We start from the raw sequence: 22,904 nt of genomic DNA on the forward strand, positions 1-22,904 counted from the left end.
TACTACTTTCCCAATAGGAAAGTGAGTTCCCATCATGGCCGATATCGATCCGGAAGAAGCCCGCCGCGAACTGGAGTCCGCCGACCGCGCGCGGCGCCAGGTGAGCGAGGAAGTGGGACTACCCGTCCAATACTGGTGGGGCATGGCGGCCGGCTGGCTGGTGTTGGGAGTTCTTGCCACCTTCACCCCGTGGTGGCTGGCCGCGGCGGGGACGATCCTGTTCGGGGCGGGTCATGCCGTCCTGGCCTCGCAGTTCTTGAGCGGCCGGCGCCGCACCTCCCGCATCCAGGTCAGCCACGAGGTGACCGGCGTCAAGAACGCGATCATGGTGGTCGGGATACTGCTGATACTGGTCGCCCTGACGATCTCGTTCGCACTGGTTCTCGACGCCCAGGACGTCGGGATGCCCGCGCTGTGGTCGGCACTGGTCGTCGCCGTGATCACCGGGGTCGGCGGACCCGAGATACTCAAGACGGTGCGCAGATGGGCGCGTGTGTGAGCCCGACCGACGGTTTCGATGAACTCATCCACCCCAGCACCCGGTTGTCACTGGTAGCCACCCTGGCGGCCGCCGACTGGGCCGAGTTCTCATTCCTGAAAGAACGCCTCGCCTTATCCGATTCGGCGCTGTCCAAGCAGTTGTCGACCCTCGAAGGGGCCGGGTACCTGATCACCGAACGTGCACCCGCCGGCCGCAGACGGACGGTCCGGGTCAGACTCACCGCCGTGGGCAGGCAGGCGTTCAAAGGCCACATCGCCGCGTTGCAGGCGATCGTCGACAGCGCCGCCCCCGGTGACCCGGTCACCGACGGTTCTTAGCTAGAAGCCCAGGCCCATCCAGTCGGTGGCGGTGAACTCCTTCTCCAGGTGCGCGGCCTCGACCTCGACCTCATCGGGATCGGGATCGAGACCGTCGCCGGCGAGGGCCCGCAGAGCGGCGACGACCCCGGCCTCGTAGGTTTCGAATCCGCCGATGACCACGCTGTCCGCCCGCCACCACACCAACAGGTGCGAGCCGCTCGGGGACGGGCAGAAGCCGATCACCCGGCCGTCCCGGGCCAGCGTCGGGCAGTCGTCGGGGTAGCCGTCGGTTTCGCTCATGGGAGCACTGTATTCGTTGCCCCCGACGTACCCGCTGACCAGCGGTGATGGGCGTCGCATGGGCGCCGCGGTGTTTGCCGCCGCGGTGCGCGGGGTAGTCCGTGAGCACCATCGACATGTCTGGAGCTGATCGTGAACACCGTTGTCTGGATCGTCATAGCCGTTGTTGTCGTACTTGTCCTGATCGCCCTGATCGCCCTCCTGATGCGGAGGCGCCGCGCACAGCGGCGGGTCGAAGCCGGACAAATCCGTCAAGCGGCATCGCAGCGCGTGAACGAGGTTCAGCGAAACGAGGCCATCGCCGAAGAGTCGGCAGCAAAGGCACGCCGCGCCCAGGCGGACGCGGAGGCCAAGGCCGCCGAGGCCAAGCGTTTGAAGCACGAGGCGTCGACCCACGAAGATGTCGCAGCATCAGCGCGTGAGGAGCTCGACGCCCAGCTCCGGCACGCCGACAAGATCGATCCCGATGTCCCGCACGCCGGTCGGCACGAGCGCGATGCGGACGCCGGCGACCAGCCTGTCGCCGAGGGCAACCGGCAAGCACCAGGAGCCGCTCCGGCCGCGCCGGGAACCCATCCGGCCGCACCGGTGGGCAACCAGCAGGCGCAGGGGCACGGGGCGAATCCGGCCGCACCCGGAGCCAATCAATTCGCACCCGGGGCCAACCAGCCGGCGCCCGGCGTCGATCGTTCAGCTCCCTCGGCCAACCCGGTACGCCGCGGTGGCGACCCGGCGCCCATCGATGGTGCTCAGGCCCCTGGCGAAAGGCACACCCAGCAGTAGGTGTTCGACGATCAGATGAGGCCGGTCACCTCGAGGCCGTCGAGGGCGATGTTGGCGGTGCCGAGCAGCAGGTTCATCTCGGCGACCGTCGCATCGCGCGTGGCCGGATTCTGCAGGCCGGCGCTGTTGACCAGGGCAACGGTCCGAACGGCTTGGAACATCAGCGTGGTGGCCAGTTCATCGCCGAAGATGTCCCCGGCGAACCAGCCCGTGAACAGCCCTTCGAGGTCCGCCCCGTAGGTCTTCTCGAAGTCGGCAATGATCCCCGGCGTCGCGTCCACGAGTGCACCGCCGAATGTGTAGAAGTCCCTGGTGTTGTCCGCGGTGGTGCCGATGTTGACCAGCGCCTTGGGGAAATCGATGACCAGGTGCGCGAAGATCGCGCCCGTGACGACCCGTCCGGGGCTCCGGCCACAATCCCCGGTCAACGCCAACGCGTCGGCCCAGTGCGGTGACGGCGTCCCGCCGATGACGTATTCGTGCAGGTCCGCCAGGTACAGCCGGACCACTTCCACTGCGAGATCGGCGGCCCAGACCGGGTCGTCGTACGTCCCCGAATCGATACTCGGACCGACCAGATCGAGAATCTCATCGAAGGCCAGCGGGAAGGTTCCCCGGTAGTCGTCGGAGTGGGTCAGTTCGGCGCGCACCGCGGAGATCCGATCTCGGGCCTGCGGGAAGGTCTCGATACCGGCCGGGTCGGTCAGTGCCGCGAGGGCGGCCTCCGATTCCGGGGTGGACGCGGGCACACAGGCCGACGAGGCCGGTGCGGCGATGCCGACGGGGGCGGCGGTGGCGGTGGGTGCGGTCAATGTCGCGGATCCGAGGATCAACGCGATCGTACCGATGGCTGCTCGGGTCGTCTTCTTCAGAATCACGGCGGAACACTAACGTGCGCCGTGGTCGGTACGCCGCTTCGGGTCTGTGGGCGTCCTCGCCGCCGCGCGCCACCGAAGGCCGCGGCGGTCTGCGGTTTAGGCTGATGAGATGCGGTATGGGATCTCAATACTTCCGGATCAGCCATGGCATCAAGCGCGGCCCAAATGGGAGCGCGTCGAAAGCATGGGCTTCGACCACGGGTGGTTCTTCGACCATTTGGTGTGGGGCGGCCTCCCGGACTCCCAGTGGTTCTCCTGCATTCCCACGATGACGGCGGCCGCCGCGGTGACACCGATCAAACTCGGGACATTCGTGGCCACCCCGAACTTTCGGCATCCGGTCTCTTTCTCCCGCGAAATAGAGACGCTCCTCGATATCGCCGGTGACCGGATCCTGCTGGGACTAGGTGCCGGCGGTACCCCCGACGACGGCCTGGAAGGTACAGCGCCGCTGACCGCCAAGCAGAAGGTCGACCGGTTCCAGGAGTTCACACTGTTGCTCGAACGGCTTTTCAGCGAAGACCACGTCACCGCGGACGGTGAGTACTACCAGGCCCGGAACATGCGTCTCGTGGGCGGACCGGTGCGAGATGAGATCCCACTCATATTGGCGGGCAACGGTCCCCGTTCGATCCGCTTCGCCGCACAACACGGTGACGCCTGGATGACCACCGGCGCCAAGGTCGAGACCCTCGATGAGTGGTTCACCGGAATAGCCGCTAGTTGCGGACTCCTCGAGGAGACACTGGTCGAGAGCGATCGGGATCCGGGCGGCTTCGATCGCTACCTCAACCTCGACGCCTCGCCACAATTCTCGCTGGAGAGCGTCGGCGTCTTCGACGACATGGTCGGCCAGGCAGCAGAACTCGGGTTCACCGATGTGATCACCCATTGGCCACGTGAGACCGACCCCTTCCGTGGATCCGTCTCGGTCTTGGAATCGTTGACAGAACGCGGATTCAACAACCCCTAGTCAAGAACCGGCCCGGGGTGTGGTGTGTGAACCGAGGTCGGATTCTGCTGTCGATGAACATCGACACCTGCGGGAACAACGCTTCTGAATTCGAAGTTGAGCCGAATGAACTTAACTTTGGAGGAAGCATGACCGAACTCAATCGCTTGCCGGTGCTGTTCCTGACCGAGCCCGTTCTCCTGCCCGGCATGGTTGTGCCGGTCGAGCTGGACGACGCCGCTCGAGCTGCGGTCGACGCTGCGAAAGCCGGCGATCCGGAGACGAAAGCGAAGCCGGAACCCCACCACTACGCAGGCAAATTACTGGTCGCCCCACGACTGGATGACCGCTATCCCGCCTACGGCGTCGTTGCCTCGATCGTGCAGCTCGGCCGGATGGCCGACGGCCGATCGGGCGCCGTGCTGAGGGGCGAATCCCGCGCGCACATCGGCTCGGGTACCACCGGCCCCGGCGCTGCGCTCTGGGTCGAGGTGGAGCCTGTTGACGAACCCGACGTCACCGACGACGTCCGTGAACTGGCCACCGAATACAAACAACTGGTGCTCGCGATGCTGCAGCGCCGCGAGGCCTGGCAGGTCATCGATTCGGTCAACAAGCTGACCGATCCGTCGGCACTCGCCGACACCGCGGGCTACGCGTCATATCTGACCGACGTCCAGAAGCGTGAACTGCTGGAGACCCCCGACGTGGGGAGCCGCCTGCGTACCCTGATCACCTGGACCCGCGACCACCTGGCCGAGGTGGAGGTCAACGACAAGATCGCCGGCGAAGTCCGCGACGGCATGGAGAAGACGCAGAAGGAATTCCTGCTGCGGCAGCAACTGGCCGCCATCCGCAAGGAACTCGGCGAGGATGAGCCGGACGGCAGCGACGATTACCGCGCCCGTGTCGAATCCGCACAATTGCCCGACAACGTCCGCGAAGCCGCGTTGCGCGAAGTCGGGAAACTCGAACGAGCCAGCGACCAGAGTCCCGAATCAGGTTGGATCCGTACGTGGTTGGATACCGTCCTCGATCTGCCCTGGAACATCACCACCACTGATTCCACCGACATCAAGGGCGCTCGGGCGATCCTCGACGCCGATCACCACGGTCTGGACGACGTGAAAGACCGCATCGTCGAGTACCTCGCGGTACGGGCCCGCCGGACCGAACGTGGCTTGCAGGTCGTCGGCGGGCGCGGTTCCGGAGCCGTGATGGTGTTGGCCGGACCTCCCGGGGTCGGCAAGACGTCGCTGGGCGAGAGTGTCGCACGGGCGCTGGGCCGCAAGTTCGTTCGTGTCGCCCTCGGTGGCGTCCGCGATGAGGCCGAGATCCGCGGCCACCGGCGTACCTACGTCGGCGCACTGCCGGGCCGTATCGTCCGGGCCATCGGTGAGGCGGGATCGATGAATCCCGTTGTACTGCTGGATGAAATCGACAAGGTCGGCGCCGACTACCGCGGCGACCCCAGCGCGGCCCTGCTCGAGGTGCTCGATCCGGCGCAGAACCACACGTTCCGTGACCACTACCTCGACCTGGACCTCGACCTGTCCGACGTGGTGTTCCTGGCCACGGCCAACGTCATCGAACAGATCCCGTCGGCGCTGCTCGACCGGATGGAGCTGGTGACCATCGACGGCTACACCGAGGACGACAAAGTCGTCATCGCGCGTGACTACCTGCTGCCCCGGCAACAGGACCGCGCCGCCATCACCGACGACGAGGTGGAGGTCACCGACGCCGCGCTCCGCAAGATCGCGGCCGACTACACCCGGGAACCGGGAGTCCGCCAGTTCGAGCGCCTCCTCGCCAAGCTGCTGCGCAAAGTGACGACGGAACTCACCGCCGTCGGCAACACCGACAAGGTCCTGGTGGACGAGCCCGATTTGGTCGGGTACCTCGGACGGCCCCGGTTCACCCCGGACGCCGAGGAACGCACCGCGGTGCCCGGAGTGGCGACCGGACTCGCGGTCACCGGACTCGGCGGTGACGTCCTCTATATCGAGGCCGGATCCACCGACGGTGAAGGTCTCGTCCTCACCGGACAACTGGGCGACGTGATGAAGGAGTCCGCCCAGATCGCGCTGAGCTACGTCCGTTCGCACGCAGCCGAGTTCGGTATCGATCCGGCGACATTGGAACGGAGTATCCATGTACACGTGCCTGCAGGTGCCACTCCCAAGGATGGACCGTCTGCGGGTGTGACGATGGTGACTGCGCTGGTGTCGATGGCAACGGGCCGCAATGTTCGCGCAGACGTCGCGATGACCGGTGAGGTCACACTCAACGGCCGGGTCCTGCCGATCGGCGGGGTGAAGCAGAAGCTTCTCGCTGCGGCCCGCTCGGGAATGAGCACCGTATTCATCCCGCAACGCAACGAGCCCGATCTCGACGACGTGCCGACCGAAGTTCTCGAAGCACTGACGGTGCTCCCGATGACCGATGTGGCACAGATAGTTGCCCAGGCACTCGAGCCGGTCTCCGAAGGCGCGATCGCCGCAGCCTGACCCACCCGATCTGAAGCCCACCCGCAACCTGGTTGCGGGTGGGCTTCTTTGTGTCCGGGGCATCTCCCATTGTTTAGCGTAGCTACAGACTTTGGCCGAAAAGAATTGCTGCCTACCTGCTTTCGCAAAGCATCTACAGCACAGCGCATTCCAACTGCAAACACGTAGTGACTCGCATCACAACAGCGGCTCCCAGCACCGTCAACGCGCAAATTTCGTAAATCGGAAATCGGTTTGTCACGTCAGGTCACGTCGATGAAACAAAACCTACCTATTTTTATGCGGGTACACGGAACCGCATACGCGCAGTTCTGGGTCGGAGCGCTGCTTGCCGACCTCCCCCTTTTCGGTGCAACTTCTCGTGCAACGCAACACAAGTGAAAGGCCGATATGCCGCAATCCGATGTTCCCCAGAGGTCCCGGTTCCGCCGGTCCGCCCTCGTCGCCCCTGCCGCACTCGCAGCGGTTGCCCTGGCACTGAGTGCCTGTGGCAGCTCGGCCAGTGACGAGGCCACCTCGTCGGCCACGTCGTGCGTCGACACCTCGGGCAGCACGATCAAGGTCGGCTCGCTCAACTCACTGTCGGGCACGATGGCGATTTCCGAAGTCACCGTTCGCGATTCGATCGCACTCGCGGTCGATGAGATCAACGCTTCCGGTGGTGTGCTGGGCAAGCAGATCCAGCTCGTCGGGGAAGACGGCGCCTCAGAGCCGACAATCTTCGCCGAGAAGGCCGAGAAACTGATCAGCAGCGACTGTGTTGCAACAGTTTTCGGCGGCTGGACATCATCGAGCCGCAAGGCGATGCTCCCGGTGTTCGAAGACAACAACGCATTGCTCTACTACCCGGTGCAGTACGAGGGCCTCGAATCCTCGCCCAACATCTTCTACACCGGTGCCACCACCAACCAGCAGATCGTCCCCGCGCTGGATTACCTGAAGGAAAAGGGCGTCAAGTCCCTCTACCTCGTCGGCAGTGACTACGTCTTCCCGCAGACCGCCAACCGCATCATCAAGGCATATGCGGAGGCCAACGGCATGGAGATCAAGGGCGAGGACTACACACCCCTGGGCTCCACCGACTTCTCGACCATCGTCAACAAGGTTCGCAGCGCTGACGCCGACGCCGTCTTCAACACCCTCAACGGTGACTCCAACGTGGCGTTCTTCCGCGAGTACAACAACGTTGGCCTGACCGCCGCGGACATGCCGGTCGTCTCTGTCTCGATCGCCGAGGAAGAGGTCGGCGGTATCGGTGTACAGAACATCGACGGTCAGTTGACGGCGTGGAACTACTACCAGACCATCGACACCCCGGTGAACAACGCATTTGTGGCCGCATACAAGGCCAAGTACGGCGCAAACAAGCCCACCTCCGATCCGATGGAAGCCGCGTACGTCTCGGTCTACCTGTGGAAGAACACCGTCGAGAAGGCGGATTCCTTTGAGGTGGCAGCGATTCAGGAAGCTGCCGGCGGTGTCACGTTCGAAGCACCCGAGGGTCTGGTCACCATCGACGGCGAGAACAACCACATCACCAAGACCGCTCGCATCGGTGAAATCCGTTCCGACGGCCTGATCTACACGATCTGGGAGTCATCGGCACCCATCGAGCCCGACCCGTACCTCGAGGGGTACCCGTGGGCTGAGGGCCTGGGTAGCAAGTAGCCCTCGGAGTTCGACAGCGACGACGGAAGCCGACAAGAAGTGATCGGGAAGGAACAGCCCACGTGGATGTGCTGATAGGACAGACGTTTACCGGACTCAGTCTGGGGTCGATCCTGCTACTGGCAGCGTTGGGACTCTCACTGACCTTTGGTCAGATGGGCGTCATCAACATGGCTCATGGTGCATTCATCATGACCGGTTCGTACACCGCCTATGTGGTGCAGGAACACCTGGTATCCAATACCAATGTCTCCCTGATCGTTTCACTTCTTGTCGGCTTCCTCGTCGGAGGCCTGATGGGTGTACTCCTCGAAGTCACGCTCATCCAGCGCATGTACCACCGGCCGCTGGACACCCTGCTGGTCACGTTCGGTGTGGGCCTGGTTCTGCAACAGGCTGCCCGCGACATCTTCGGTGCACCCGCGGTCAACGTGGTCGGTCCCGAATGGCTCAGCGGCGGTGTCGACATCTTCGGCGCAGTGGTGCCCAAGAGCCGGATCTTCATCATGATCCTGGCCGTCGTCTGTGTGGTGGCACTGGCGGCGACCATGAAGTACACGCCCATGGGCCGGCGGATCCGGGCGGTGGTGCAACACCGCGAACTCGCCGAGACCAGTGGAATCTCAAGTCGCAAAACAGATATCACCACATTCTTCATCGGATCCGGCCTGGCGGGCATCGCCGGCGTGGCGTTGACCCTCATCGGCTCCACCAGTTCCAACACCGGAACCACCTACCTGATCGATGCGTTCCTGGTGGTGGTGATCGGCGGCCTCGGGCAGATCAAGGGCGCGGTCATCGCAGCCGTGTCACTCGGACTGCTCAACTCATTCATCGAATACAACACCACCGCATCGGTGGCCAAGGTGATCGTCTTCGTCATCATCGTGGTCGTCCTGCAGATCCGGCCGCAGGGACTGTTCACCGTCAAGACGAGGAGCCTGGTATGAAACAGTTCTTTTCTTCACGCTGGCAGGCATACTCCGGCTTCGCGATCGCGGCCATCATCCTCTTCGCCGTCGCCCCGGCCGTACTCAGCGACTTCCGACTCAATCTGCTCGGCAAGTTCCTCTGCTTCGGCATGGTGGCCGTCGGCATCGGATTGGCCTGGGGCCGTGGCGGAATGCTCGTCCTGGGTCAAGGCGTGTTCTTCGGTCTCGGCGCGTACATCATGGCCATGCACCTCAAGATCTCGGACGCAGAACTCCGCGGCGACGACGTCCCCGACTTCATGCAGATCGCCGGCACGACCGAACTGCCCGCCTACTGGCAGCCGTTCGCCTCACCGGTGGTCACCGTCCTGGGCATTCTGTTCATCCCGGCCGGGGTGGCACTGATCCTGGGTCTGGGAATCTTCAAACGCCGGGTCAAGGGCGCATACTTCGCCATCTTGTCCCAGGCCCTCGCGGCTGCGTTCGCCATCCTGCTCATCGGTCAGCAGAGCACCGGCGGCAGCAACGGACTCAATCGTTTCCGTAGCTTCTTCGGTCTGGCACTGAATGATCCGGCGAACAAGCGGCTGCTGTTCTTCATCGCCGCAGCAACCCTGCTGATCATCGTCGCGATCACCCGGCAACTAATGAACAGCCGTTACGGCGAACTGCTGGTCGCCGTCCGCGATCAGGAAGAACGCGTCCGCTTCCTCGGCTACGACCCCGCCAACATCAAACTGGTGGCCTACACCGTGGCTGCGCTGTTCGCGAGTGTCGCAGGCGCACTGTTCGTTCCGATCGTCGGCATCATCTCCCCCGCGGACGTCGGCATCGTTCCGTCGATCGCCTTCCTGATCGGTGTCGCCATCGGTGGCCGCACCACGCTGCTCGGTCCGGTACTCGGTGCCATCGGCGTCGCCTGGGCACAGACCAACCTCTCGGAGAACTTCCCCTCCGGATGGGTCTACGCCCAGGGCCTGCTGTTCATCGTCGTGGTCGGCTTCTTCCCCGCCGGACTCGCCGGGCTCGGCGCGCTGGCCAAGTGGCGCCGCAAGAAGGTCGAACCCGACCCACCCGAATCTGATCCCGATCCGGACAAGGCGGACGTCACACCAGTGGGAGCTTCCTCATGAGCACAAACGAAACCCCGGTCGTCGACAAGGCACCCACCCTCGGTGGCAACGCCGGGATGTCCAGCGACTATCTCCAGGTCCGCGGACTGACGGTCAGCTTCGACGGCTTCAAAGCCGTCAGCGACGTGGATCTCACTCTGCTGCAGGGTGATCTGCGATTCCTGATCGGCCCCAACGGTGCCGGTAAGACCACCGTCATCGACGCCATCACCGGCCTGGTCCCGGCGACCGGATCGATCCAGAAGTCCGGTGTCGAGCTGGTCGGCAAGAAGGTGCACCGCATCGCACGCCTGGGTGTGGGCCGAACCTTCCAGACCGCCAGCGTCTTCGAAGAACTCACCGTCTTGCAGAACCTCGACATCGCCGCCGGCGCCGGACGCGGTCCCCTGACGTTGTTGCGTCGCCGGTCCGGCATCCTGCCCGAGATCGAGGAAGCACTCGAGACCATCGGACTGCAACACCTCAAGGACTCCCCCGCCGGGATCCTGGCACACGGCCAGAAGCAGTGGCTCGAGATCGGGATGTTGCTGGTGCAGAACGCCTCTGTCCTGCTTCTCGATGAGCCGGTCGCCGGCATGAGCCACGAGGAGCGCGAGGAAACCGGACAACTGTTACGCCGCATCGGTGGGCAGCGCACGGTGGTGGTGGTCGAACACGATATGGAATTCATGCGCTCGTTCGCCACGTCGGTGACCGTGCTCGCCCGGGGCAAGGTCATCGCCGAGGGATCGGTCGCGGAGGTACAGGCCAACCCACAGGTGCAGGAGGTCTATCTCGGTACCGCAGCGGGCGGCACCGAGATCGAAGAAGTCGCCGCCGCCGTACAATCCGAAGGGACCGCCTGATGCTCGAATTGATCGACGTCCGTACCGGTTACGGCCGCACCGAGGTCGTCCACGGTGCCAGTATCGAAGTACCCACCGATGGTGTTGCCGCGGTGATGGGCCACAACGGTGCGGGCAAGACCACCCTGCTGCGGGCCGCGGTGGGCCTGCTGAAGGTCACCAAGGGCACCATCAAGTTCGACGGTGCCGACATCACGTCACTGCGCCCGAGCGCGCGGGTGGCCCGGGGACTGGCCTACGTCCCGCAGGGCCAGCAGAGCTTCGGTTACCTGACCACTGCGGAGAATCTGCAGGTTGTCGCCGACGGTCGCAAACGGGGCAAAGAGCTTGTCGCCGAGGCGCTGGACCTGTTCCCGGCACTGACCGAACTGCTGACCCGCCGGGCCGGTCTGCTCTCCGGTGGCCAGCGCCAGCAGTTGGCCATCGCGCGCGCCCTGATCACCGAACCGAAGATGCTCATCCTCGACGAACCCACCGAAGGCATTCAACCGTCGGTGGTGGCCGAGATCGAGAACACCATCACTGCCCTCACCCAACGCGGTGACATGGGAGTCCTGTTGGTGGAACAGCAGATCGGCTTCGCCCTCGAAGCCGCCGATCGCTACTACATCCTCGAAGGTGGCCGCATCACCTCGAGCGGTGCCGGCGGCGCGGAGGCCGAGGCCGGTGTCCGTGAGGCGATGACCATCTGACCCCACCCCCCGCCGAGCGGGCCGAAATCACCGTCGACCGTGCCGAAAACACCACCGAGCGTGCCGTTGTCGTCGCACACTGGGGTGATGGCATACGACGAACATCTTGCCGGTCGGATCCGGGAACTGCTCGGGCCGCAGCGCGGTGTGTCGGAGAAGCGCATGTTCGGTGGTCTGGCGTTCCTCGTCAACGGTCACATGGCCATCGCGGTCAGCAGGGATGGTGGGATCCTGGTGCGGGTCGCTGCTGATGAATGCGCGGTGTTGCTGCGCGGCAAGTACGTCTCGCCGATGGTGATGCGGAACCGCGAGACCCGTGGCTGGCTCCGGGTCGACGCCGAGGGCGTCAAGACGAAGGGGCAACTACAGACCTGGATCGCCCGAGGTGTCGGGCAGGCGCATCTGGCAACCTGATCCAGTTCGCGATCCGGTCGGGCTCGCTCACCCCGTTGGCACGACAACAGGGAGTTGCGCCGGATCACCGAGGGTGAACATTCCGGTTTCGGAGCCGATGGGATAGGGCAGGTGCCTGATCCGACCGTCCGCGGTCGACGCGATTGTGTTGTCACCCAGCTGATGTGCCGCGATCGACAGGAGCGCCCACCTCGTGGTCGCGAGGTGATCGGGCGGTGGTGCCGGTGCCTGCCCCAGCGCTGTCAACGCTCGTCGGTGATCGCCGGCGGCATAGGCCGTGATGGGGGTCGTCCACGGCGCATTCGGTCCGAAGTCGACGTCGTCGAAGGTGCTGATGGCCGAGCCCGCTCTCAACGCACGGACCAGCCCGATCAGCGGGGCGAGCCCACGGGTGATGCCCGGCATCCCACAGGAAGGGAGCAGCGACAGCGCGATGTCGTAGTGCCGCTGTATCTCGGCGGGCGGATCACCGGTCATATCCGCGCGGATCGCGCGGTACCAGGTGGTGAAGAACCCCGCGAGACTGCGCTCGTGATAGTCACCGAGTCGGTCGACGGTGGCTGCGTGGTGGTCGGCCTGGCCGAGATCGCCTGTACTGGTGCTGGTTTGAATACCGATCAGGTGCCCGAGAATCTGATGGGTCGGCAGGTCGTGGTCGGTTCCGAGCGCGATCAATTCTCCACCGATCGCGTTCCGCCGGTCGGTGGCATCGAGCGTGTGGAACGACTGCAGAAACGCGGCGTTGAGTGCAACGCACAGCACGGTGGGGTCCCCCAGCTCGCGGGCCATCGCGACGGCGCGATTCGCGGCCTCGGCGCCGGCCGGACCACGCGTACCCCGTGATTCGATGCCGATGAGCGCCAGCAGGCGGGCACGTTGCGCCGGGGCCAGGGCACCGTCGAGGATGTCGAGGCATCGTCGGGAAGCCGCGACGATCCGGGCGGATCGTGCCGGGTCGTCGGAAATGGTCCAGATGCCCGGGATCTCGAGGCGGGTGAGAAAGTCAGCGGCGAGGCGCGGATCGTCGCGGTTGGCGAGTTCCGTTGCACCCGTTGACCGTTCTGATTGTGCGGTCATCAGACCGTCTGCGCCACTGACGGCAAGGTCACGCAGGAGAACCGCAGAGCTGAGCACCCTGGACCGGCCGCCCTTGGGCATGAGCGCGGTTGCCGGCCACGGCCACGACTGCCCGACCGGTGCGGGCGGTCCGTCGCCCCGGAGCAGATCTTGCTGCACTCGATCCAGCTCCGCCGACGGGTCCAAACCGAACCGTTCCACCAGCCGGGTGCGTGCGCGGGCCAGGACCGAGAGGCCTTCTTCTGTGCGTCCGGTGGAGTGCAGTGCTGACGCCAGAAGGATCCAAGCGCGTTGCCGACCCGGGTGCCGGTCGAGATGCGATTGCAGCTCCGGGATGGCGAGATCGCCGCGGCCTGAATGGATCTGCGCCTGCGCGAGTGCTTCGACCGTCCGGGCGTGTAGTTCTTCGAGTCGGGCATGCTCTGCTTCGACCCCCGGCAGATGGCGGTGGTCGCCGAACGGCGTGCCACCCCACAGATCATTCAGAGCGTCGGGCAGCCTGCTGAGCCGCTGTGCCCACGGCATCCCGCCCACCGATGCGGCGATCTCGGCGAACTCCCAGGCGTCGACGCGTGCCGAGTGGGCCAGACGATAGGAACGGCCGTCGGTCACCACATATGCCGACGGCAGATAGCGCGGCCGCTGTGGTTCGAGACGGCGTCGGATGTCGGCAACAAACGTGCGGATCGCCGCGATCGGGTCTTTCGGACGCTCCGCCGGCCACAGTGCGGTGACCAGATCGTCGGCGGAGACGGTTGTGCCCCGCGCGGCCACCAACCGGCACAGGAGTTGCGCCTGCCGCCGGCCGCCGAGCTCGATCCGGTCACCGGCCGGTGTTCGACCGCCGACAAATCCCAGGACGCACACCATCTCGGCGGCGACCACGGGCGCGGCACGGGCAGGACTCATCGGTTACTCATCCGCTCCGCACAGACTCGACCCGAACGACATCACCACTCAACTGTAGGAGACCGGATCGCCATGACCACACCATCCATCGACGGATTCGAATATCACCGTGTCCAGGTCGCACCCGAGGTCGCCCTGAACGTCGCCGTCGCAGGTCAGGGCACGCCCGTCGTACTGCTCCACGGGTTCCCGCAGACCCACCTGTGCTGGCGTCACGTCGCGCCCGCCCTGGCGGGCGACCACACCGTGATCGTTCCGGACCTGCGTGGGTACGGCGACAGCGACAAGCCGGCGGAGACGGGTCCGGGGGTCTACAGCAAGAGGACCATGGCAGACGACGTCGTCGCGCTGACCGCACACTTCGGCTTCGACAGGTTCGCACTCGTCGGCCATGACCGCGGCGCACTCGTGGCCGTCCGCGCCGGACTCGACCACCCGGACCGGATCACCCATCTGGCCTGCCTCGATGTCCTGCCCACACTGGACATGTGGGACGTCATGCACGGGGTCTCCGCCGCTGTCGGCTTCCATCTCTATCTGATGGCTCAGCCGGCCGGGTTGCCAGAGGCGATGATCCGCGGCAGCGCCGACACCTTCTTCGGCTACTTCCTCGATGCCTGGGGCGCCGATGGTCGGGTGATTCCCGCCGACATCAGGGCGCGGTACCTGCAGGCAAGTGCCGACGCCATCGATTCGATCGTCGCCGACTATCGCGCGTCCGCAGGCATCGATCTCGAGCACGATCAGCGGGATCGTGCCGCCGGGACCTCGCTGACCATGCCTGTCACCGTCATCCAGCAGGACTGGGGGATGCAGATGGGTTTTGACGGCGAGCAGATCTGGAAGAGCTGGGCGGCCGATCTCGATCACCGCCTCCGGGACTACGGCCACTTCATGGCCGAACAGTCGCCCGCCGAGGTCGTCTCGGCCATCACCGACCTCCTGAACCGTCAGTCGCGGACAGACCGTTAGCCGCGAAAAGGTTTCAACTTGCCACCGGTCGGTACTCTCTGGTCGTCAGATCCGCGTTCGAAGAAGGGAAGCGCATGAGCGTCAAATCCAAGGCCATGTACAAGCCATTGTCGATCGCTACCAGCGTGCTGGGTGGACTGGCAGCTTCGGCCGCCTTCGGACAGGTGTGGAAGCGGTTGGGCAATGACCCGGAGGTCCCGGACCCGAAGGATCTGCAGAAGAGCAACACCGAGGTACTGGTCGCGGCCGCCCTCCAGGGCCTGGTCTTCGGTCTGGTGCGGGCAGCCGTGGATCGCGCCGGTGCCCGTAGCTACAAGGCCATGACCCACGAGGACCCGACCTGAGTTCGCGCCCAACAGATCACGTGAAGGGCTCGAGCGCAAACCGGCCCCACGCCAAGAATGCGAACAGGGCCAGGAACATCACGTCCCCGGCCAGGTAGCCCCATTCGCTGCGCCGGAATCTCGTTGTCGACGCCCCGGCCATGAAGAGCATCAGGCCGGAGGCGGCCAACGGGACCAACTCCGGCGCGATGTCGCCCACCGCGGGCAGCACCAAACCCACGGCTCCGGCGATCTTTATGGTTCCGATCGCCTTGAGGTGTCCGGGGCCGAAGTCGTCGACCCAGTGCTGACTCGCGCCGAGTGACCGATATTTTTCTTTGGGCATCAGTACCTGCGCCGCGCCGCCGACCAGGAAAGCGACTGACAGCACACCGGCAAGGATCCACAGTGCGGTGTTCACAATTCCTCCTTCATCGTGTTACCTCGGCCCTTGAGGGCTCGTCATACCTGTGACGGATATCGGCGACAGAAGGTAACGACCATGAACCCCGATGTTGATCTGGCCGGGGCATTCGAGGACGAGCGGGAACGCCTGGTGGCGATGGCCTACCGGATGCTCGCCTCGCGCGCCGACGCCGAGGACGCAGTGCAGGAGGCATGGCTACGTCTGGCGCGTCAGGATCCCGACTCACTCGCGAATGTCTCGGGCTGGCTGACCACCGTGGTGGGCCGCGTCTGCATCGATATGTTGCGCTCACGCAAGACCAAGCCGGGGCCGCTGTATGACGACGGATTCCTGGACCTCGTTGTCACCGAAGACGTCGACACACCGGAGGACAGCGCGGTACTCGCGGAATCTGTCGGGCTGGCTCTGCTGGTCGTACTGGGGTCTCTGAACCCCGATGAGCGACTGGCTTTTGTGTTGCACGACATGTTCGGCGTGCCGTTCGCAGAGATCGGCGAAATCATCGGCAAGACCGGGGACGCGACCAAGATGCTCGCCAGTCGCGCCCGCCACAAGGTCAAGGGCGCGCCCCGCCCCTCGGCCGGGCGTCGGCAGCAACGCGAGGTCGTCGATGCGTTCCTCGCGGCGACGAGGAACGGAGACTTCGACGAGCTTCTGCGTTTACTCGATCCGCACGTCACGTGGCGCACCTACACTCCGCGCGGGGTGACGGTGAGACTGGGCAGCTCCGAGGTGCTCGACGCGCTCAAGGGTGGCGCTCGCACAGCCGTGGTTGCGCGCCGGGTCCTGGTGAACGGAGAGCCGGGGATCCTGGTGTGGGGACCGAATGGCAAGCCCATCAGTGTCATGGCGTGCACCGTGGTCGATGGTCGGATGGCCCAGGTCGTTGCCGTGCTCGACCCGACCCGCCTCGCAGCGATCGATCTCCCCGGCCCCGACAACACTCAATGACCGGTCAGCTCTCCTGCCGCAGTACCGGTCAACGCACCGGGCGGCACCACCCGGCCCGACACCGCCAGCAGCAGATCGATCGCCCGGCCGCGAACCTCGTTCCCGGAATCGACACCGTCGGCGTACTCCGCGTCGACCGCGATCAGGCGCAACCCGGCGACCCGCTCACGCCCACCACCGAAGCCAACCGCGGTCTTCACCTGATATCGCAGGGCGTCAACCACGTATTCGACCGGGTAGGTCGAATCGAGGCCCAGCGGACGACGAATATCCTTGCCGTGGACGAAGGCCTCGACGAGACGCGTGGCCGGATTCGCCGGCGGTGTCCTGGTGGACCCCACCACTGCGGACAGCGCCTCGAGCGTTTCGGCGGGGCGATCCCGCCTCTGCCGGGTGATACCGGTGGCATTGTCACGATCGAAGTCGAAGCGTGCCAGTAACATTCGTCGAGCGAAGCCGACTCTGGTGGTCATCGCCGAATCGACCAGGTGGGCGAGGACATCGTGCACGTCCCAACCCGGACACAATGAGGGCGTCGACCACGCATCAGCGGGTATGCCGTACAGGTCGTCGACCAGCTGGGTTCGCTCGGCATGCACCACCGGCCACACATCCGAGAACTCGATATTCATGCACCAACAGACCAGCGGCCGTCAGAAAACTCATCGGTCCCTGGCACATTCTCGCCTGCGCAGCACCGAGAAAACAGCGGGAACGGAATAAACGGGCCGTAGTCCGCTTTGTACCGTGCATCAAGTACCTGCCGGCAACATGGAGGACCACGATGCCCGATTACGGACACAGCTTGCAGTTCGGTTCGTTCCTGACCCCAACCACCACAAATCCCGAACATGTCGTAGAACTGGCGGTGTTGGCGGAATCGAGCGGACTCGACCTCGTCACATTCCAAGACCATCCTTATCAACCGAAGTTGCTCGACGCATGGACGTTGATGACATGGGTCGCCGCGAAGACCACGGAGATTCGAATTGCGGGGAACGTCATGAACGTCCCGCTGCGTTTGCCGTCAGTTCTGGCGCGTCAGGCGGCGGCACTGGACTTGCTGTCAGGTGGCCGCGTGGCACTCGCATTGGGGGCCGGTGCGTTCTGGGACGCCATCGAAGCCATGGGGGTCACGAAACTGACTCCGGGCGAGAGCGTGGCCGCCCTCGGGGAGGCGGTTCAGGTCATTCGCGGGATCCTCGACACAAGCGAGCACTCTCTGCTGCGTGTAGAAGGTGACTTTTACAGTGTCAGCGGCGCGAAGCGTGGCCCAGCGCTGGACCACGACTTACCAATTTGGATCGGTGCACTGAAGCCGCGACTCTTGCGACTCATCGGTCGGCAGGCCGATGGTTGGCTACCGTCCCAGGCGTATCTGAAAGACGGGGACCTGGCTCTCGGAAACTCAGTGATCGATCAGTCTGCGCTTGCTGCAGATCGCGATCCGCGTGAGATCGTCCGTCTTCTCAATGTTCACGCTGCAGCCGGTGTCGACGAACTGGTCGAACTAGCCCTTGACCAAGGGATCAGCGCGTTCATCGTGGCGTCAGACAGTCCGAAAGTCATCGAGGACTTCGGGACGAAGGTCGCACCGGCGGTGCGGGCCCAGGTCGCCCGGGCTCGCGTCACTCACTCCGCCTCTGAGACGCAGCGCATTCGATCATCGTCGCGGTAGATGCAGTTGCCCCCGGGCTCGTCCTCTCAGCGGAAGCCCCGTCGTCGAACTCTCGGTGGCCAACCGCCCGAAGTCAAGCTTGACCAGCTGGTCGGCGAGGTCGAAGTAGCGGTCATCGTGGGTGATCACCACAACCGTTTTCCCGGCCTCCTTGAGGTCGTTCAGGATTCGGCGGTAGAAGAACTCCCGGAACTGCGGTTCCTGGTCGGCTGCCCACTCATCGAAGACATAGATCGGACGATCCTCGAGTAGCGCCGTCACCAGGCTGAGCCGTTTGCGTTGACCCTGAGACAGATTGATCGTCGACAACCTACCGTCGGCCACGGTCACCTTGTGCGCGATCTGCAGCTGATGCAGGTAACCGCGTACCTCATCGTCGATGCCGGGACGATCGAACCCGAGGTAGTCCTCGAACAGGTGGAAGTCGGTGAAGACCGCCGAGGTGTTCTGCCGGTACCACTCCACGTTGTCATGGCCGATGGGCTCGCCGTTGAGCAACACCTGCCCGCGATGGGGCGCATACAAACCCGTGATCAGTTTGGCCAGAGTCGATTTGCCGCTGCCGTTTCCGCCGACGATGAAGGTGACCTGCCCCGGATCGAGCGTCAGATCGATGGGTCCGAGTGCGAACCCCGGACCTTCGTCGGGGCCACCCGGGGGCGGGCCGGACGGATGCTGCCGGTGCTTCTTGCCTGGCTTCTCGGGACCGGACGGCGGGGGAGGCGGGGAGCCGGTGGGCTGCTCACCGGGATAGGCATATCCTAGGCCTCGCAGCTCGATTCGCGCACTGGAGACCGCCGGGCGGTCGGTGTACGGCAGGGCTGATTCATCGTTGACCGACGCCATCGTCAGATTCATGTCCTGGATCTTCGCCAGGGCGACGTCGCCGCGCAGGATGTCCGGGATCAGATGCATCATGTTCTGCATCGGCATCGACAGGAACGTGGTGATCAGGACGTAACCGATCATGTGCTCGCGCGGGATGTCCAGCAGCAGGGCCAATCCGAACAGGATGAACGCCATGGTGGCCAGCTGGCACAACTGTCCGAACCCCTGGGCCATCGAGAACTTGACTCCGGCAGACACATTCGCGGCCCGCAGATCTTCGGCGGTACCGAGCAGGTGACGATCCATGAAATCCCGGCGACGACCACGGTGCAGTTTGAGTTCCTTGATGCCGAAGGTGACCGACTGGAAGGAACGCAGCAAGTCGTCCTCGCGCTCGCGGGCATGTTGATAGATCGCGCGAACCCGCCGCAGCACGGTCTCCACGCACATGATCGCCAACAGGGTCGATCCGACGGTGATCGCGAAGATGGGGCCGGAGAGCATCGCAAGGAACACCAGGCAACCGACGATGGTCGCGGCGTCGATGCAGATGCTGGGAATCGCCGAGACCGCCATCGACAACGCCCGCACGTCCTCGGTGAGGGTGGCGATCAATCGGTGCATCCCGAGCCGTTCGAGGTGTTCGAGCGGGGCGGACACGACGCCGGCACTGAGCTTGGCCCGAAGTCGGTAGACCGCGTTCTGCGCCAACCCGATCAGCACGATCTGCGAGAGCAGCCCGGTGACCAGGACCACCGCCGCTGTGATCGCGAACCGCGCAATCATGTCGTCGGGACGCGGTCCCGGCGACACCACGGCGTTGATCTGCGTGACCAGATAGGCGTTGGCAGCACCGCCGATCAGGCCGGCGATGACCGCGAACGTGATGCCCTTCCAGGACACCGAGATCAAAAATCTGATGAGCTGCATGATGTTTGACTTCCTGTTCCGTTGTCGGCCTGTTGTCAGGTCAGCTACGGACGATGTCGAAGAGGAGTCCCTCGAGGGTGACTCCGGGGGCGAAGGAGAAGGCGACACCGGTGGTGAAGTCCTCATCGCGGTCCTGCGCGCTGCGCTGGGCCATCTGCTCGAGTACGAAGATCAGCGAGACGCTGAGCATGTTCCCGTAGCGGGCCAGGATGTCCCAGCTGACGTCGGCGCGCTCGGGGTCGATACCGAGCGAGCGCGCCGATGAGTTGATGATCTTGGGTCCACCGGGGTGGATCGCCCACAGGTCGATGTCGGATTTGCCCAGCCCGTGCGAGCCCAGCACCCGATCGATGACCGACTCGACCCCACGGTAGATGTACTCGGGGAGTTCCTCGGAGAGCTCGCAGGTGATCCCGTTGTCGTTGACGCCCAGAACGATTCCGTCTTCGGCGGCGTCGAACAGATGGCTGAACGTCTCCCTGATGACAATTCTTCCGGCCGGGATCGGTTGGCGCGCTTCACTGGCACCGACGACCACTGCACCACATCCGTCGCCGAAGAGGCTGTGGGTGATGATCTCGTTGATGTCGTCGGCGAACACGGCGTTGACCGACGACACCTCCAGGCTGATCACCAGCGCCTTTTTGTCCGGGTTGGCGCGGGCGAAGTCGGCGGCGATTCGAATGCCGTTCATCGCCGCGGCGCAGCCCATGAAGTTCACGACCACGCGGTTGGTGGTGCGGGGCAACCCGAGCTCCTTGATGACGGCGACGTCGACGCCCGGAGCGATGAAACCGGTGCTGGTGACGAATACCAGGAGACCGACCTCGACGTGTCCGGGGATACTGCCCAGCGCCCGGCGCGCCACGTCGATCGCCAGGGGTGCAGCATGTTCGAGGTAGAGATCCATGCGGTCCCTGATGGTGCCCCGCCGCTCGCCGAACTCGCGGAACCCGGGGTCGGTGGGGTCGATCGCCAAGTGGCGCTCGTTGATTCGTGTCTTCTCATAGATCCGGCGGATCCGTTCCTGCTGAATCGGATCGGTGAACAGCGCGGCGACCTCGTCGGCGGCATCGGTTTGAGAGAAGGTCTGTTCCGGCGCCCCGGTGGCGATGCCCTCGATGACCGCGACGGTGGTCGGGGGAGCGGGCGGCAGGTGCGGGCGGATGTGCGGACCGCGGCCCACAAACGCGGGGTGTGATGCGGTGACCGGTTGGTCGGAGATGACGGACATGGGGGAGGGGTTCCTTTCAGGAGGGTATTGAAGTGTTTCGTGGAGAGATGATTTCGATCGATCCGGCTCAGACGGTGCCGATACCGGTGAAACCCTTGATGGTGTAGTCGGCGCACGTCTTGAGTGCGGCAGGGGAGAAGTGCTCCCGAACGAAGCCCCACCCGTTGTCCTGGGCCGGTCGCGACCGCGAACCCAGGTAGACGCGGCACTGTTTGGGCAGGCGATCGGTGACAAAACTCTTCGCCGGCAACCATTCGACACCGAAATCCGCCGCTTCCTCACGCACCACGTCCTCGGTGGCGATATTGGCAAAACCGCTGCGCTGGAAGGGAAGCACGTGGTGAACGCGGTGAGAAGCGAGTCCGGCGGACAAGAAGCAGTCGGCGTAGCGGTTCCCGATGATCTTGAGGTCATAGGCCTTCTCCAGCTGATCAACGGCCCAGTCATCGGTCTCGACCTCAGGCAGGTCGTGGCTGTCGACATCGAAGTCATGACTGGCGACCACCAGGAACGTGCTGAACCAGAGGACCGCCACGAACTGTGCCAGCCAGGCCCGGAAGTCGCCCATCGCACTGAAGATCACGAGTTCGGAGATCAGTAGAACTCGCAGACCGAAGGCACCGATGAAATGCGGCAGTCCACCGCGCAGCGACCCGTACATGTCGGAGACCCCGACCTGCCGGGTCAGCTTGCAGATCTCCAGGAGCCGGATGACCATGCCGGTGGTGGCGTGCCCGAACTTGTGGAGCGTGTGGATCGGGATCCGGAAGGCGCGGGGCAGATCCATCATGAAGGTGAAGACATTCTTCTTGATGTCGACCTCACTCTGCGTGTGGGGATGATGCAGCAGCGCATGGCCATCCGCGGTGACAAACGACAGAGCAACGTAGTTGATGTCGAAGGCACTGACCAACGCTTTGTTCGCACCCTTCTGTGCTCGGTGTATCGCGTAATGACCGTAACCGGCAATCCCACTGCGCAACAGGACCATTGCGATCACGAAGACCGGCAGTGGCATCCACTCGGTGTCGTACAGACGCAGTCCCTGAACGGCGAAGTAGGCGAGGACCAGCATGACGACCACGACGTTGAAGATCGTGTCCATGCGCTTGATCCGGGCCGCGAGTTCCGGTTCACGAAGGCGGCGCTTGATCCGGTGCAGCAGGTCGTTCTTGTCGTCGAACCGGAAGTGCGGGGTGTCTCGCCAGCTGTCGAAGCCGTCCTTGAACAGGAAGTCGGGCGCGTTGGCCTTCGGATGGATGTCCTCGACCTCGGCGTCGCGGTCGAGGGCGTACTTCTCGAGGATTTTCTCGACCCGCTCAGGGTTCTTGTGATACGACCCGATGATCGAGGTGATGTCGCGGTTCTTGGTCCGTCCGATGAAGAACTCCCCGCCGGGATGCTTCGAGATCCAGTCCGTCAGGTCATAGGCCCGGCCCCGGTAGATCCACACATTCGCCAGCCGCGGGCCGCCGTCGGGTCCGGGCTCGCGGCCGAGGTCGTGATCGTCCGCCGGCCCCTGATCGACGACGGCATCCGTCTCGTCGTCGGTCTGCAATTCGGTCATCCGATTCCTCCGTGTCGGCTGCCGGAATCAGGTGACGGCAGCGGGCTTGGTTTGGCCATAGGAGTACGCGGGGGCGGCCGATGTTCCCGGACGGGGAAAC

General features: G+C 64.4%; 23 protein-coding genes. 15 read left to right on the forward strand and 8 right to left on the reverse strand.

Annotation, left to right across the window (positions count from 1 at the left end):
* Positions 1-34 precede the first annotated feature (34 nt).
* Both AC51GR_RS09105 and AC51GR_RS09110 read left to right on the forward strand, forming a co-directional pair.
* The gene (locus AC51GR_RS09105; RefSeq protein ID WP_496324310.1) at positions 35-499 is read left to right on the forward strand and encodes a hypothetical protein; all 465 of its coding nucleotides are present in this window, start codon (positions 35-37) and stop codon (positions 497-499) included.
* Positions 484-819, forward strand: a complete 336-nt coding sequence (locus tag AC51GR_RS09110; protein ID WP_496324311.1) for a transcriptional regulator — start codon at positions 484-486, stop codon at positions 817-819. Before AC51GR_RS09105 ends, AC51GR_RS09110 begins: the two co-directional genes overlap by 16 nt.
* Here the strand turns inward: AC51GR_RS09110 and AC51GR_RS09115 are convergent, their stop codons facing one another.
* Positions 820-1,101, reverse strand: a complete 282-nt coding sequence (locus AC51GR_RS09115; protein ID WP_496324312.1) for a hypothetical protein — start codon at positions 1,099-1,101, stop codon at positions 820-822.
* Positions 1,102-1,233: 132 nt separating this feature from the next.
* Between AC51GR_RS09115 and AC51GR_RS09120 the strand changes: the two genes are divergently transcribed.
* Positions 1,234-1,884 carry a hypothetical protein gene (locus AC51GR_RS09120; RefSeq protein ID WP_496324313.1) on the forward strand — a complete coding sequence of 217 codons (651 nt, stop codon included), beginning with the start codon at positions 1,234-1,236 and terminating at the stop codon, positions 1,882-1,884.
* A gap of 11 nt (positions 1,885-1,895) precedes the next feature.
* Here AC51GR_RS09120 and AC51GR_RS09125 read toward each other — a convergent pair whose 3' ends face one another.
* A complete protein-coding gene (locus AC51GR_RS09125; protein WP_496324314.1) occupies positions 1,896-2,762 on the reverse strand; it encodes a DUF5995 family protein in 867 nt (288 codons plus the stop codon).
* A 109-nt stretch (positions 2,763-2,871) separates the two neighbouring features.
* Between AC51GR_RS09125 and AC51GR_RS09130 the strand changes: the two genes are divergently transcribed.
* From AC51GR_RS09130 to AC51GR_RS09165, 8 genes are all read left to right on the forward strand, one after another.
* The gene (locus AC51GR_RS09130; RefSeq protein ID WP_496324315.1) at positions 2,872-3,735 is read left to right on the forward strand and encodes an LLM class flavin-dependent oxidoreductase; all 864 of its coding nucleotides are present in this window, start codon (positions 2,872-2,874) and stop codon (positions 3,733-3,735) included.
* A gap of 128 nt (positions 3,736-3,863) precedes the next feature.
* On the forward strand, positions 3,864-6,224 hold the full coding sequence (gene lon / locus AC51GR_RS09135; protein ID WP_496324316.1) for an endopeptidase La: 2,361 nt from the start codon (positions 3,864-3,866) through the stop codon (positions 6,222-6,224).
* 390 nt (positions 6,225-6,614) lie between these two features.
* Positions 6,615-7,892, forward strand: coding sequence for an urea ABC transporter substrate-binding protein (gene urtA, locus AC51GR_RS09140; RefSeq protein ID WP_496324317.1), 1,278 nt, complete (start codon positions 6,615-6,617; stop codon positions 7,890-7,892).
* A 62-nt stretch (positions 7,893-7,954) separates the two neighbouring features.
* Positions 7,955-8,842 carry an urea ABC transporter permease subunit UrtB gene (gene urtB, locus AC51GR_RS09145; RefSeq protein WP_496324318.1) on the forward strand — a complete coding sequence of 296 codons (888 nt, stop codon included), beginning with the start codon at positions 7,955-7,957 and terminating at the stop codon, positions 8,840-8,842.
* Positions 8,839-9,957, forward strand: coding sequence for an urea ABC transporter permease subunit UrtC (gene urtC, locus AC51GR_RS09150; RefSeq protein WP_496324319.1), 1,119 nt, complete (start codon positions 8,839-8,841; stop codon positions 9,955-9,957). The genes urtB and urtC overlap by 4 nt, the downstream gene beginning before the upstream one ends.
* Positions 9,954-10,802, forward strand: a complete 849-nt coding sequence (gene urtD / locus AC51GR_RS09155; RefSeq protein WP_496324320.1) for an urea ABC transporter ATP-binding protein UrtD — start codon at positions 9,954-9,956, stop codon at positions 10,800-10,802. The genes urtC and urtD overlap by 4 nt, the downstream gene beginning before the upstream one ends.
* On the forward strand, positions 10,802-11,494 hold the full coding sequence (urtE, locus tag AC51GR_RS09160) for an urea ABC transporter ATP-binding subunit UrtE (RefSeq protein ID WP_496324321.1): 693 nt from the start codon (positions 10,802-10,804) through the stop codon (positions 11,492-11,494). Before urtD ends, urtE begins: the two co-directional genes overlap by 1 nt.
* 87 nt (positions 11,495-11,581) lie before the next feature.
* Positions 11,582-11,908, forward strand: coding sequence for a TfoX/Sxy family protein (locus AC51GR_RS09165; protein ID WP_496324322.1), 327 nt, complete (start codon positions 11,582-11,584; stop codon positions 11,906-11,908).
* A 27-nt stretch (positions 11,909-11,935) separates the two neighbouring features.
* On the opposite strand, the gene AC51GR_RS09170 is transcribed toward AC51GR_RS09165, so the two are convergent.
* Positions 11,936-13,894, reverse strand: coding sequence for an AfsR/SARP family transcriptional regulator (locus tag AC51GR_RS09170; RefSeq protein ID WP_496324323.1), 1,959 nt, complete (start codon positions 13,892-13,894; stop codon positions 11,936-11,938).
* Between the two features lie 72 nt (positions 13,895-13,966).
* Here AC51GR_RS09170 and AC51GR_RS09175 point away from each other — a divergent pair, with 72 nt between their 5' ends.
* Together AC51GR_RS09175 and AC51GR_RS09180 are read left to right on the forward strand one after the other, a co-directional pair.
* Entirely contained in the window at positions 13,967-14,866 is a 900-nt protein-coding gene (locus AC51GR_RS09175; protein ID WP_496324324.1) for an alpha/beta fold hydrolase, read from the forward strand.
* A 74-nt stretch (positions 14,867-14,940) separates the two neighbouring features.
* On the forward strand, positions 14,941-15,210 hold the full coding sequence (locus tag AC51GR_RS09180) for a DUF4235 domain-containing protein (protein ID WP_496324325.1): 270 nt from the start codon (positions 14,941-14,943) through the stop codon (positions 15,208-15,210).
* Positions 15,211-15,226: 16 nt separating this feature from the next.
* Here AC51GR_RS09180 and AC51GR_RS09185 read toward each other — a convergent pair whose 3' ends face one another.
* A complete protein-coding gene (locus AC51GR_RS09185) occupies positions 15,227-15,610 on the reverse strand; it encodes a DoxX family protein (RefSeq protein ID WP_496324326.1) in 384 nt (127 codons plus the stop codon).
* Between the two features lie 81 nt (positions 15,611-15,691).
* Between AC51GR_RS09185 and AC51GR_RS09190 the strand changes: the two genes are divergently transcribed.
* On the forward strand, positions 15,692-16,567 hold the full coding sequence (locus tag AC51GR_RS09190; protein WP_496324327.1) for a sigma-70 family RNA polymerase sigma factor: 876 nt from the start codon (positions 15,692-15,694) through the stop codon (positions 16,565-16,567).
* Here AC51GR_RS09190 and AC51GR_RS09195 read toward each other — a convergent pair.
* Positions 16,561-17,199 carry a maleylpyruvate isomerase family mycothiol-dependent enzyme gene (locus tag AC51GR_RS09195; RefSeq protein ID WP_496324328.1) on the reverse strand — a complete coding sequence of 213 codons (639 nt, stop codon included), beginning with the start codon at positions 17,197-17,199 and terminating at the stop codon, positions 16,561-16,563. The genes AC51GR_RS09190 and AC51GR_RS09195 overlap by 7 nt on opposite strands.
* Before the next feature lie 152 nt (positions 17,200-17,351).
* Between AC51GR_RS09195 and AC51GR_RS09200 the strand changes: the two genes are divergently transcribed.
* Positions 17,352-18,245, forward strand: a complete 894-nt coding sequence (locus tag AC51GR_RS09200) for an LLM class flavin-dependent oxidoreductase (protein WP_496324329.1) — start codon at positions 17,352-17,354, stop codon at positions 18,243-18,245.
* Here the strand turns inward: AC51GR_RS09200 and AC51GR_RS09205 are convergent.
* From AC51GR_RS09205 to AC51GR_RS09215, 3 genes are all read right to left on the reverse strand, one after another.
* Positions 18,231-20,003, reverse strand: coding sequence for an ATP-binding cassette domain-containing protein (locus AC51GR_RS09205; RefSeq protein WP_496324330.1), 1,773 nt, complete (start codon positions 20,001-20,003; stop codon positions 18,231-18,233). The two genes, AC51GR_RS09200 and AC51GR_RS09205, sit on opposite strands and share 15 nt — an antisense overlap.
* 40 nt (positions 20,004-20,043) lie before the next feature.
* Positions 20,044-21,237 carry a type III polyketide synthase gene (locus AC51GR_RS09210; protein ID WP_496324331.1) on the reverse strand — a complete coding sequence of 398 codons (1,194 nt, stop codon included), beginning with the start codon at positions 21,235-21,237 and terminating at the stop codon, positions 20,044-20,046.
* 67 nt (positions 21,238-21,304) lie between these two features.
* A complete protein-coding gene (locus AC51GR_RS09215; protein WP_496324332.1) occupies positions 21,305-22,804 on the reverse strand; it encodes a cytochrome b5 domain-containing protein in 1,500 nt (499 codons plus the stop codon).
* Positions 22,805-22,904 lie beyond the last annotated feature (100 nt).

This window comes from Williamsia sp. z71 (assembly GCF_059553375.1).